Raw genomic sequence first — 12,107 nt, forward strand, 5'->3', positions numbered from 1 at the left:
ACAGGTTAGAAAGCCTATATACGACTGTTTCACCCATAGATCCTTAGCTTTCAAGAGTGAGTGATCCGCGATCCCGAGTGTCTGGCGGTGCAATCGCTATGGCCATGAGGCATCATTGGGAGTCTTCAATCTCCGTGATTTTCAAGCTGGCGCAGGCTTGCCCGAAAATAGCTGATTTTTCGATGCTTTCCACCGTCAGACCCGGCTGGACTTCATGAACAATTCAACTATAAAGCGGGGATTTGTAGACTAGACGGTGACTATTCCAGCGAAGGCGATATAGTGCGCCCCCAGAAACCTTTTCTGCTTTTTACGTATCGCGGCTTCTTAAGCCTCTCACAGGGCGAGCCTCGATTGAGGCCTTGAGTAACGTTGCGCGAAACGGAAACACTCAGGGTAAGCACGACTTCACCCTTTTCAGGAGTCATCAATGTTGGAGCTGTTCAGAAGCCTTTGGGGTTACCGGGGATTCGTCTTTTCATCTATACGCAATGAGTTTTCCGCACGATTCTCCCGCAGCCGCCTGGGTGGCCTGTGGATGATTATCAACCCGCTGGCACAGGTTGCGATCTACGCGCTGGTTCTCTCCAACGTTCTGGCTGCCAAACTACCTGGCATCGACAACAAGTATGCCTACGCGGTCTACCTGATGGCCGGTATGCTGGCCTGGAGCTATTTTTCTGAAATCATCGGTCGTTGCCTGACGCTGTTCATCGATCAGGGCAACCTGATGAAAAAAATGCGCTTTCCGCGTATTACATTGCCGGTGATTGTCGCGGGTTCATGCCTGCTCAACTACGTACTGCTGTTTGCCGCCATCTTGCTGGTCTTCGCAGCGTTGGGACAATGGCCGCACTGGCAAATGTTGTGGCTGATTCCGCTGACCATCGTGATCACTGCGCTTGCTGTAGGTCTGGGGCTGATTCTCGGCGTGTTGAACGTATTCATACGCGACGTCGGTCAGGTCATTCCCATTCTGCTGCAGGTATGGTTCTGGTTTACCCCGATTGTCTACCCGCTCAACATCATCCCTGAGCAATTCAAGAGTGTCATGGGCATCAATCCCATGTTTCCGATCGTCAGCGCCTATCACGATGTTCTGGTTTATGCGCGAGCGCCTGATCTGCAAAGTATGGCCGTCACTGCCTCTGTTGCTGTTGGGTTGATGCTGTTGGGCCTCTTCATGTTTCGCCGGGCGGCGCCGGAAATGGTGGATGTACTATGAGCCTGCTAAGTGTCAATAATCTGGGTAAGGCCTATCGCGTCTATGCCTCCGAGTTTCAGCGTATCGCTCGCTGGTTTGGGCTGAGTACCAAGCCCAAAGAGGAACATTGGGTTCTCAAACATATAAGCTTTTCGATTCACCCGGGTGAGGCTATAGGCATTGTCGGACAGAACGGCGCGGGCAAGTCGACACTGTTGAAAATGATAACTGGCACCCTGCAGCCGACTGAAGGCAATGTGCAGGTCAATGGACGCATCGCTGCGATTCTTGAGCTGGGAATGGGTTTTACCCCTGATCTGACTGGCCGTCAGAATGTGTATCATGCGGCAGGCCTCATGGGCTTCAATGCCGACCAGATAGATACCGTTATCAGCGAGATTGAAGCCTTTGCGGAGATCGGAAGCTATTTCGATGAGCCGGTGCGCACCTATTCGAGTGGTATGCAGATGCGTGTGGCATTTGCCGTCGCTACTGCCATCAGGCCTGAGATCCTTATTGTCGACGAGGCCTTGTCGGTAGGTGACAGTTATTTTCAGCACAAAAGCTTTGACCGCATACGCGAGTTTCAAAAGCAAGGCACAACCCTGTTGATCGTGTCGCACGACCGTGGGTCCATTCAGGCATTGTGTAATCGAGCGATCCTTCTTGAAAAAGGCACCGTCATCAAGGATGGCAAGCCCGAAGAGGTCATGGACTTTTACAATGCTTTGATCGCTGAAAAAGAAAACGCCACCGTGCAGACTCGAGAGCTGGAGGAGGGTGTTGTGCAGACGCGGTCAGGTAGCGGCGAGGCCACAATAGGCCCCGTGACTTTGCATAACGCTGCGGGCGAACGCATTGAATATGTGTCTGTTGGTGAGCCGGTTTCATTGCGTGTTAACGCTCAAGTGAATAGCGCTATCCCCGAGTTGGTGGTGGGTTACCTGGTCAAGGACCGACTTGGACAGCCGGTGTATGGCACCAACACTCACCACATGGGGTGCAAGGTTGTTGATCTACAGGCGGGCGAGTCGCTGGACTACGTGTTCAGCTTTGCGGCCAACCTCGGTCCGGGCTCTTACTCGATTGCGGTAGCGCTCCATACAACAGACAGTCATTTATCACGCAACTATGAGTGGGTGGACCTGACGCTTGTGTTTAACGTAGTCAATATTTCGCAAAGCGAGTTTGTAGGACTGGCTTGGCTGCCGCCTGTTGTGGAGTGCAATCGATGACCCTTCCTTTCTATCGCGCCTTTGAAGACCGCCATCGTGGTTCCCGTGAGTTGATTCGCGAGCGGCAACAGGCATTCTTTCCGTTCATTCAGCCTCTCGAAAGACTGTATCCAGCGTCCAAGGCTCTGGATCTTGGCTGTGGTCGCGGAGAATGGCTCGAAATCTTGATTCAGACAGGCTTCGCTCCGCTCGGTATCGATATGGATAATGGCATGCTCGACGCCTGCATCGAACGCGGTTTGCCCGTTGAACTGGATGATGCACTGAGTGCGCTAAAAAAGATGCCTGACGAAAGTCAGGCACTTGTTTCAGGTTTTCATATTGCAGAGCACATACCCTTCAAGGATCTGAAAGTCCTGGTTGCAGAAGCACTGCGAGTTTTGAAGCCGGCAGGACTATTGATTCTGGAGACGCCCAACGCAGAAAATCTGGTAGTGGGCACGCAACATTTCTATCTTGATCCGACCCATGAACGCCCGATTCCGCACTTGTTACTGGATTTTCTGATCGAGTTCTCTGGGTTCAGTCGTTCGAAGCTGATGCGCCTTCACGAACCTACGGTATTGGCAGAGGGTGGTCCCGTCGATCTGATGGACGTTTTGGGGGGGGCTAGCCCTGATTATGCGATTGTCGCTCAAAAAACGGCATCAGATGAACAGCTCGAACATTTTGATAATGCGTTTTCGACGGACTATGGCCTTCCGCTCAATACGCTTGCCAAGCGATATGATGAGCAGACCTTGAGTCGACTGCAGGAGATTGAACAGCGCAATCAGAACCTGGAAGCTCTTTCAAAACAGCTAACGATTCAGAGCGAGCAAGCCAAGCACGACATCGAACATGCCGTGCAGCACAGCGAGCAATTGGAAGTCGTCGTTCATGAGCTTGGAGGGCGTACTGATATAAATTACGCACGAATGGAAGCTCAACTGCAAGCGCTTCACGAACGTATGGATACCCAACTTCAAGAACATCGTACGTACATGGACGCGCAGTTACGAGAGATTGGCTTGCGCGCTGATCTTGCGGAGTCGCGCTACCACACTGTGCAGTTGTTGCAGGAAGATACGTTCCATCATTTAAAGCAGGCAGAGGATCGTATTGATGAAGCCTTGGCCACCATAGGGCAGCTCCAGACCAGGATTGAACTCCTGACTCGGGATTCTTTAACTGATGGACAGGCAGAGCAGGCTCAGGCGCAAGCGCAACTTGACGATTTGAATGCACGTTTGAATGCGTCGCTGGGCAATGCACATCACTGGTGGTTGCGCGCTACAGCCTATGAGCAGCAGTTGAATGCGGTACACCGGAGCACGTCTTGGCGCCTTACTGCACCGCTGCGGTTCATCGCGCGCTGCATTTACTGGCCGTTCCGCCGCAGTCGTCCTACGCTCGGCCAGGCACTGCGTCGCACCGTTCCACATGCGCGGCTGTGGCTGGCACGTAGACCAGCAATCGAACGTCCAGTCCTCGCTGTCTTGAAATCCAGTCCTTGGCTTCACGCCAAGCTGAGTGGAATGCATCAAGCGACTGTGAACCCGGCACCTGAAACCATTATCAGCGATCCACCGCACGGCGTGATTGATCACGCACCACTGACCCAGCGAGGCCGCACCATCGAGAATGCCCTCAGGGAAGCTATGATTAGAGGGCAAGAATAATGCGCATCGTAATTGACATGCAGGGCGCACAAACAGAAAGCCGGTTCCGCGGTATTGGTCGTTATAGTCTTTCTCTGGCGATGGGTATTGTGCGCAATCGTGGTGACCACGAGGTTTACCTGGTCCTCAACGGTATGCTTAGCGAAAGTATTGAAAGCATCCGCGCAGCGTTTGTCGGCTTTCTGCCGCAGAGTCATATACGTGTATGGTATGCCCAAGGGCCGGTATCTGATATGGATCCGGCCAATGGTGTCAGGAGGGATGTGGCGCAGCGGATTCGGCAAGCCTGCATCAGCGACTTGAAGCCGGATGTAGTGCATGTCACTAGCGCAGTCGAAGGGTATGGCGACGATGCGGTCATTGGCAGCCCTCTCCTGGACACGACATCGTTGGTCAGCTCGACACTGTATGATCTGATCCCCTTCGTGAGTCCGGAGAAGTACTTAGACAACAATCCCGTCTACAAAAAGCATTATCTGAACAAGGTTGAGGACTTCAAACACTACGGTCTTCTGCTTTCTATTTCGGAGTTTGCGAAGGAAGAGGCGCTGTCTCTGCTACCGCTTGATGACTCCAGGGTCGTCAATGTGTCGACAGCCGCAGACGATGTTTTTCAGCCGGTTGCTTTGAGTATTGATGAACGCGCCGATCTTGAAAAAAAGTTCGGCCTGCGAGAGAGGTTCGTGCTTTATTCCGGCGGAGCTGACGAGCGCAAGAACCTGCCACAACTGATCAGAGCGTTTTCAATGATCAAGGCGGAGCAGAGCGACATTCAGTTAGTCTTTGCAGGAAAAATGCCAGATTTCCATGTAAACACTTATCTGGCACTCGCCGAAGAACTTGGCCTGAGCCCAAATGATGTGGTGCTAACGGGCTATGTCACTGACGCTGAGCTGGTGGCGTTATATAGCTCATGTCAGGTGTACGTATTTCCGTCTTGGCATGAAGGTTTTGGTTTGCCACCGCTCGAGGCGATGAAGTGTGGTGCGCCGGTAATAGGTGCCAATACCTCTAGCGTGCCAGAAGTCATCGGTTGGCATGACGCGACGTTTGATCCGTTCGACGTCAAGGCGATTGCCGAGAAAATCCGTACCGTACTCACCGATGACTCGTTCCGAAATACCCTTGTCAGCCATGGTCTGCAGCGTGCCGAGAAGTTCTCATGGGACCGTACTGGCATTGCCTCGGTCCAGGCATTCGAACAGGCTCTGGCCAATTTCAGACGTTCGGCGGACAGAATTTCGCCGGAAAAAGATAGTGCATTGGCTCTGGTTGACGCCTTGGCCGCGACAGGGCACTTGGGCTCTGGAGATCTGGATATCTCGCGCCTTGCCAAAGCCATTGATTTTTCTTTGCAGGGCCCCGCAGATAAACCAACGCTGTTCGTTGATATCTCGGAATTGTGCAAACATGACGGCAAGAGCGGAATACAGCGAGTTGTACGCAGCATCCTGGCCGAATGGCTGAACCACGCTCCTGAGGGCTATGTTATCAAGCCGGTTTATACGAAGGCAGGTGAGCCTTTTTACCGGTATGCAGCGCAGTTTACGACATTGTTTCTGGGTAAGGAGGCCAGTGAAGCAGAAGAGGACGAAGTCATCAGCTACCGTGCGGGTGATACCTACCTTTGCCTCGATCTGTTGATGGATGTTCTGCCACATAAGCAGACTTATCTGGATACGATGCAGGCCCATGGGGTCAACATCTTCTTTGTTGTCTACGATCTTCTGATTCTTCAACTGCCGCACTGTTTTGTTGACAGTCTGCAGGCGCATTACGTGAAGTGGATTCACGCAGTTGCCCAGTATGATGGCGCGATGTGTATATCTCATGCGGTTGCAGACGAAATGCGCGAGTGGCTGGAGCACAATGCTCCCGCGCGTACTCGCCCTTTCCGCATAGGCGCTTTCCATCTAGGCGCCGATATTGACCAATCAATGCCGTCGACCGGCTTTCCGGAAAATCCCGCACTTCGCATAGAGTCGCTTGAGCCTTTCCCGCACTTTCTCATGGTGGGTACACTTGAGCCCCGTAAGGGACACGCACAGACGCTGGACGCGTTTGAGCTGCTATGGGCGGCAGGTGTCAAGGCTAATCTGATCATCGTTGGCAAGCATGGCTGGCTGGTGGATGATCTGGCGGCGCGGCTGATGAGCCATGAGCAACTGGGCAAGCAATTGCTGTGGCTGGACGGGGTAAGTGATGAGTACCTCGAGCATCTCTATAACCATTCAGATTGCCTGATAGCAGCTTCCTACGGTGAAGGCTTTGGTCTGCCATTGATTGAAGCAGCGCAATACAAGCTGCCGATCATCGCGAGAGACTTGCCTGTATTTCGCGAGGTGGCGGGTGAGTTTGCTTGGTATTTCAATGGCGCGAGTGCACAGGACGTCGCCGATAGCCTGACTGAGTGGTTGATTCTTTTCGAGCAGAAGCAACATCCACAGTCCGGCGAGATGCCTTGGCTTACCTGGAAAGGTAGCGCGCAGCAGCTCATTGGCGAGATAGAAAAGTACGCTTTTTGAAACGCTATTCTTGGCTCAAGTTCTGATCATGTGCTGCAGGAGTAGTCCTGTGGCCTGAAAATGGTGTGAGATTTAGGTTGTTTTGCTTGCTCGTAGGCGTTCATCTGGACCTTGTACGACGTGGCGTGTGTTGTCGTTTGGTCTGGTTGTAACGTCGTGTTGCTTGCTAGATAGGCCTAAAAACCCTATCATTCCGGCCTATTTTTTGGGCGATTTCTGCGCGTTAATCAGCGTTTGTCAGCGTCAAAACCTTCCATACGGTAGTGAACAGCGTGATACCTAATTTAATACGAAGAATCGCCAACCTCGCTTACAGAATTACCCGAGGGATATTTCCCTTATCACTCATCTCATTCCTGATCGTTGGATCACTTGGTGTTCTGGTACACATGAGTGTTCTCAAAACACTCATGCTGACCTCGACGGACAGCTTCCGGTACGCCAACGCGGGAGCGATGATCGTTGCTGCCAGCTTCAACTATCTGATGAACAACAAGTCGACCTACCGTGAGACAAGCCTGGCCGGCAAGCGAATCATTGCCGGGTATTTGATCTATCTGACGATCACTTCTCTTGGGCTGGGTTTGAGCTTGCTGATTTCTGGAGAGGTTTACGACCGGATACAGATGCCTATGATTTCCGCGCTGTGTGGCATCGTGGTGGGTTCGCTCTGGAATTATTTCATGTCCTATAACTTCGTTTGGAAAATGCTGTCTCCAAAACCCAAACCAATTGAACAGAATTAAGCAAAAATAATGAAAAAATTGATTTTTTTTGCCACCTACAATGAGGCAGGCAACGTAACGTCCATGATCGAGCGGATCACCGCTGCCGCACCCGATGCGGATATCCTTGTGGTCGATGACAGCAGCAAGGACGGCACCCTTGATATTCTGGCCACCTTGGCCAGGCCAAGCCTGAAAGTGATCGTACGTCCCGGAAAACTTGGTTTGGGTACTGCGCATCTTTTGGCGTGGAAGTATGCGATTTTTCATTCATACGACATTCTTGTCACCATGGATGGCGACCACTCCCACGACCCCGCTGACATCCCGAAGCTGATTGGCGCTCTTGATGCGACCACTGATCTGGTCATCGGCTCTCGTTACGCTGAAGGCGGAAAGTGTGATTACACAGGCTATCGTCTGCGCGTCAGTCAGGCAGCAAACAAAGCCGCCAGGCTATTGCTGGGCATCAAGTTGACCGAGTTCACTACCTCTTTTCGCGCGTTTCGCGTCAGCCGGTTGAATGCAATCGACTTCGACACGCTGGTCGTGGGTGGCTACTCATTCTTCCTCGCGGTGATTGTTCAGGCTTATCGACATGGTCTGAAACTATCTGAACGTCCGATCCACTTCCATGAGCGCAATGCTGGTGTGTCGAAGATTCCTCCACTGGAAATCTTCCGCGGCATCGCTAATTTGCTCAGGCTGACGGCAATCAGTCATTTCACCAAGATTTCTCCTGCTGTGAACAACGTGATAATGAAATGCGAGAAGTGCCAATGTGAATTCTCGCTGATCAAAGTAGATCAGCCGAACTCAAAAGATATCAAGGACGACGTTTGTCTGAGCTGCGGTAACCGTCAGCATGGTGCGAAAAGCGCATGACAGGTACCTCTACCAGTGATGATCGTCGCAAGCTGCTTCTGGGTGTCCTGCTTATAGTAATGTCTGGAGTCATAGCGGGTGCGGTATTCCCGCTTACCCAGGCGTTAGCCGGCTTTCAGGATGGCGATGGGATCCTGACCTCGCTGATGTCGACCCAGAAGTTGACCTGGTATTTCTGGGGCCAGGACCGCCTGCTGAATTTCATACCCGCACTGGCCTCGCCATTTACAGATGTGGAGACCAATTTGAGGGTGCAGGTTTTCTTTCGCAGCCTGTTCGCGTATCTGTCCCCGTTGGGCATATTGATCTTCTTCAACAGGAGCCCGAAGTTTCTGCTGGTCGCAATTGCAATTACCAACGTCATATTGCTGGCTTGCCTGAGCCAATACGCTCATTTCAATTTCTATGTTCAGCACAATACGTTCGGTACATCGCTGGTCATGCTGGCCTTCGCTTACGCACTGACCTACTCAAAACTACCAAAGCCTGTTATTGCTGCCATTGCATTGTTTGTGTGCAGTGTCGCTTACGCCACTAACTATGCGTTACTGACCTACGCGATCCCCGCGATCTTTCTGCTTGGCGTCTTGAGGTGGCCTTCCTGGAAACGATACCTTTCCTTTTTTGTCATCAATTGCCTGGCGGTTCTGATCGCGCGCTATCATAGCCAGACCTATGGCGTGGCACCTACTGAGCTAGGTCTTTTGATATCGCTTCAGGCCGTCATTGATGCCCTGCATGTCATTTATCAGAATCTTAAACTTGGCGCATTTCTGCTGTTCCTCGCTATCACATTCGTTTGTTATCAGATATCGGCAGAGAAAAAATTTCTTGAATTAAGCGGCGTGTTGTGCGTAGCGTTGGCCATCGTTGTACTGTTGGCCAACACACTATGGGTTCAAATGAACCTACATAACATACGTTATTTCCTGACCAGCGAACTCATCATCGCCAGTGTGTTCGGTTTTGTCATCACCCGTACACTCATGCTGGGTCGGTACAAGTACGCACTGCTCATCCCGGGGCTTGCACTGGTGTACTGTGTATTTTTTCCTCTGGGTGGTTTCACAGCGACTTATAAAGAGCTGGTTGGTGCACCATGGCGCTCCAATTCCAGTGCCGTGGCCAATGTGGCTGTGGAAGAAAAAGCCGAGGTCATTGCTGGTGCTTTCTGGGACGTCTGGCCCGCTGTATTCGAAACCAAGCATCTGCAGCCTGATTTGCCGGTCTATGGCGCTGCGTTTCGTGGCGGAGTCCTCAGAGATGACTTCCTGGCAACGACAAAGGGCAAGGGCGAATTTACGGCGCTTTGCTTCTTCGACACCACTGAGCTTTGCGTAAACGAAATCGTTGGTAACTTCGGTGTCACAGGTGATAACCAACTGGTTGTCAAGAAGGCCGAGCCTATCGTTGTAGGTGAGAAAAAACTGCTCAAAATGGTGCTTGAAGTCAACTGACTCCAGATGTAACTCCTGTCAGCAGCGCTAAACAGCGAAAGGGCGCGATGCCGTTAAAAACGGTATCGCGCCCTTTATCGATCTGGCATCTCGAACCGCCAGATTCAGATCAGAAGACCTTTTCCTTCAGCACATTCTTCAAATACTGGCCGTAGCCATTCTTGATCAACGGCTGTGCAAGCTTTTCAAGCTGCGCACCATCAATCCAGCCCGCGCGGTAGCAGATCTCTTCCGGGCAGGCGACCTTCAAGCCCTGGCGCCTTTCCAGCGTGGCGATGTACTGGCCGGCCTCTAGCAGGCTGTCATGCGTGCCGGTGTCCAGCCAGGCATAGCCACGCCCCATGATCTCGACGTGAAGTTGCTTCTGCTCCAGATACAGCGTGTTGAGATCGGTGATCTCCAGCTCGCCGCGTGGGGAGGGCTTCAACTGACGTGCCAGATCGACCACCTGATTGTCGTAGAAGTACAAGCCGGTGACGGCGTAGTTCGACTTGGCAACCTGCGGCTTCTCCTCCAGCGACAGCACTCGGCCGCTGTCATCGAATTCGGCTACGCCATAACGCTCGGGGTCCTGCACGTGATATGCGAAGACCGAGGCACCCGACTCACGGTTGCTGGCATTGAGCAGCAGCGACTGGAAGTCATGGCCGTAGAAAATGTTGTCGCCCAGTACCAGCGCCGATGCATCGTTGCCGATGAAGTCTGCGCCTATGGTGAACGCCTGAGCCAGGCCATCCGGGCTTGGCTGTACGGCGTAGGTCAGGTTCAGACCCCATTGGCTGCCGTCGCCCAGCAGCTGCGAGAAGCGTGGCGTGTCCTGTGGTGTGGAGATGATCAGAATATCGCGTATCCCGGCCAGCAGCAGCGTGCTCAGCGGGTAATAGATCATCGGCTTGTCGTACACAGGTAGCAGCTGTTTAGAGACAGCGAGTGTGGCCGGGTGCAAACGAGTACCCGAGCCACCGGCGAGAATAATTCCTTTACGAGCCATGAGAGTCCTTAGCGCTGGATTTCGTCCAGCATGCGTTGTGCGCCTTGTTGCCAAGACGGCATCTTTAATTGAAAAGCAGTTTCGAGTTTAGCCAAAGCCAGCCGCGAATTGCGCGGGCGCGGTGCCGGCACTGGATACGCTTCTGTGGGGATGGCGCCGATCTGGTCGGGCGCTACCTTCAATGCCACGCCATTACGTGCGGCGTGTTCCAGAACGAACTGTGCAAAGCCGTGCCATGACGTCTCACCGGCAGCAGCCAGGTGATAGATGCCTGCCAATGCTGCCGGGTTCTGATCAGCGCGCACTCGATGCAGAATCTGCGCAGTGACGTCGGCGATCAGTTCGGCACCGGTGGGGGCGCCGTATTGGTCTGCTACCACGTTCAACGAGTCACGTTCGGTGGCCAGGCGCAGCATGGTCTTGGCAAAGTTATGGCCGCGTGCCGCATACACCCAACTGGTGCGCAGTATCAATGCCTTGGCACCACTGGCCTGAATCGCCTGCTCGCCCATCAGCTTGCTGCGGCCGTAGACCGACAACGGAGCGGTTGGCGCGCTTTCCTGCCATTGTTCTTCACCACTGCCATCAAACACATAGTCAGTGGAGTAGTGAATCAGCCATGCGCCCAGTGCGGCAGCCTCTCTAGCCAAGACGCCCGGAGCTTCGCCGTTGATCAACATCGCCAGGTCCGGCTCGCTCTCGGCCTTGTCCACGGCCGTATAGGCCGCTGCGTTGACGATCATATCAGGCGCCAGCGCACGAACCGTGGCGGCCAGGCGTTCCAGATCGGCCAGATCACCGCACAGGCCATCGGCACCCTGACGATCCAGCGCAATCACCTCGCCCAACGGCGCCAGAGCGCGCTGCAGTTCCCAACCAACCTGCCCATTCTTGCCCAGCAGCAGAATCTTCATGCGTCGCTGACCTCATACTGTTGCACGATCCAGTCACGGTAACTTGCATCCATGACGCCACCTACCCATTTCTGATTGGCCAGATACCATTCCACGGTCTTGCGAATTCTGGTGTCAAAGGTTTCCACAGGCTTCCAGCCCAGCTCGCGTTCAATCTTGCGCGCATGATCGCATAGCGACGGTCATGGCCATGGCGATGGGTCACATATGTGATCAGCTCTGCGTAAGCTCTGACCGGCTGGCCGGTCTTCCGATTGATGACCTCAAGCCCGGCGGCTGGAGCCAGTTCATCGAGCAAGGCACACAGGGTCTGGACAATATCGATATTGGCCTTCTTGTTCCAGCCGCCATATTGTAAGTCTAGCCTAGCGCATCGACTTCCAGAGCACGGCGAATACCGCAGTAGTGATCTTCTACGTACAACAGTCTCGGAACTGTTGGCCATCACCTTAGACCAGTAGCGCCTTGCACAACCTGAAGGCTAGGCTTGCAAATACTCATAAGATCTCT

Annotated in this window: 9 protein-coding genes and 1 pseudogene; 7 read left to right on the plus strand and 3 right to left on the minus strand. The window is 53.2% G+C overall.

The features are described 5' to 3' along the window. Nucleotides 1-430 precede the first annotated feature (430 nt). From LCH65_RS07150 to LCH65_RS07180, 7 genes are all read left to right on the plus strand, one after another. On the plus strand, nt 431-1,225 hold the full coding sequence (locus LCH65_RS07150; protein ID WP_046236391.1) for an ABC transporter permease: 795 nt from the start codon (nt 431-433) through the stop codon (nt 1,223-1,225). After that, nucleotides 1,222-2,439, plus strand: coding sequence for an ABC transporter ATP-binding protein (locus tag LCH65_RS07155; RefSeq protein WP_226439267.1), 1,218 nt, complete (start codon nt 1,222-1,224; stop codon nt 2,437-2,439). The genes LCH65_RS07150 and LCH65_RS07155 overlap by 4 nt, the downstream gene beginning before the upstream one ends. Further along, nucleotides 2,436-4,100, plus strand: a complete 1,665-nt coding sequence (locus LCH65_RS07160) for a class I SAM-dependent methyltransferase (RefSeq protein ID WP_096136868.1) — start codon at nt 2,436-2,438, stop codon at nt 4,098-4,100. The genes LCH65_RS07155 and LCH65_RS07160 overlap by 4 nt, the downstream gene beginning before the upstream one ends. Then, on the plus strand, nt 4,100-6,625 hold the full coding sequence (locus tag LCH65_RS07165; protein ID WP_058445638.1) for a glycosyltransferase family 1 protein: 2,526 nt from the start codon (nt 4,100-4,102) through the stop codon (nt 6,623-6,625). Before LCH65_RS07160 ends, LCH65_RS07165 begins: the two co-directional genes overlap by 1 nt. 272 nt (nt 6,626-6,897) lie before the next feature. Further along, entirely contained in the window at nt 6,898-7,371 is a 474-nt protein-coding gene (locus LCH65_RS07170; RefSeq protein WP_226439268.1) for a GtrA family protein, read from the plus strand. Between the two features lie 9 nt (nt 7,372-7,380). Further along, a complete protein-coding gene (locus LCH65_RS07175) occupies nt 7,381-8,235 on the plus strand; it encodes a polyprenol monophosphomannose synthase (protein WP_072365457.1) in 855 nt (284 codons plus the stop codon). After that, a complete protein-coding gene (locus LCH65_RS07180) occupies nt 8,232-9,692 on the plus strand; it encodes a hypothetical protein (protein ID WP_072365459.1) in 1,461 nt (486 codons plus the stop codon). The genes LCH65_RS07175 and LCH65_RS07180 overlap by 4 nt, the downstream gene beginning before the upstream one ends. 109 nt (nt 9,693-9,801) lie before the next feature. Here the strand turns inward: LCH65_RS07180 and rfbA are convergent, their stop codons facing one another. The 3 genes and pseudogenes from rfbA to LCH65_RS07195 all read right to left on the minus strand — a co-directional run. Further along, nucleotides 9,802-10,683 carry a glucose-1-phosphate thymidylyltransferase RfbA gene (gene rfbA, locus LCH65_RS07185; protein ID WP_096136867.1) on the minus strand — a complete coding sequence of 294 codons (882 nt, stop codon included), beginning with the start codon at nt 10,681-10,683 and terminating at the stop codon, nt 9,802-9,804. Between the two features lie 8 nt (nt 10,684-10,691). Further along, nucleotides 10,692-11,597: a dTDP-4-dehydrorhamnose reductase gene (rfbD, locus tag LCH65_RS07190; RefSeq protein ID WP_226439269.1), complete on the minus strand. Its 906-nt coding sequence runs from the start codon at nt 11,595-11,597 to the stop codon at nt 10,692-10,694. Further along, nucleotides 11,594-12,064 (minus strand): annotated as a pseudogene (locus tag LCH65_RS07195) (GDP-mannose 4,6-dehydratase); the annotation flags it as partial. The pseudogene LCH65_RS07195 and the gene rfbD, both read right to left, overlap by 4 nt. Between the last annotated feature and the right edge of the window lie 43 nt (nt 12,065-12,107).

Origin of the sequence: Pseudomonas sp. MWU16-30316 (assembly GCF_020515645.1) — a bacterium.
GTDB lineage: Bacteria > Pseudomonadota > Gammaproteobacteria > Pseudomonadales > Pseudomonadaceae > Aquipseudomonas > Aquipseudomonas cerasi.

Excerpts from the sequence above, each read along its gene's own strand:
- LCH65_RS07165 (WP_058445638.1), top strand. The coding sequence starts at position 4,100 with ATGCGCATCGTAATTGACATGCAGGGCGCACAAACAGAAAGCCGGTTC.
- LCH65_RS07175 (WP_072365457.1), top strand. The coding sequence starts at position 7,381 with ATGAAAAAATTGATTTTTTTTGCCACCTACAATGAGGCAGGCAACGTA.
- LCH65_RS07150 (WP_046236391.1), top strand. The coding sequence starts at position 431 with ATGTTGGAGCTGTTCAGAAGCCTTTGGGGTTACCGGGGATTCGTCTTT.
- rfbA (WP_096136867.1), bottom strand. The coding sequence starts at position 10,683 with ATGGCTCGTAAAGGAATTATTCTCGCCGGTGGCTCGGGTACTCGTTTG.
- LCH65_RS07180 (WP_072365459.1), top strand. The coding sequence starts at position 8,232 with ATGACAGGTACCTCTACCAGTGATGATCGTCGCAAGCTGCTTCTGGGT.
- LCH65_RS07160 (WP_096136868.1), top strand. The coding sequence starts at position 2,436 with ATGACCCTTCCTTTCTATCGCGCCTTTGAAGACCGCCATCGTGGTTCC.
- LCH65_RS07155 (WP_226439267.1), top strand. The coding sequence starts at position 1,222 with ATGAGCCTGCTAAGTGTCAATAATCTGGGTAAGGCCTATCGCGTCTAT.
- rfbD (WP_226439269.1), bottom strand. The coding sequence starts at position 11,597 with ATGAAGATTCTGCTGCTGGGCAAGAATGGGCAGGTTGGTTGGGAACTG.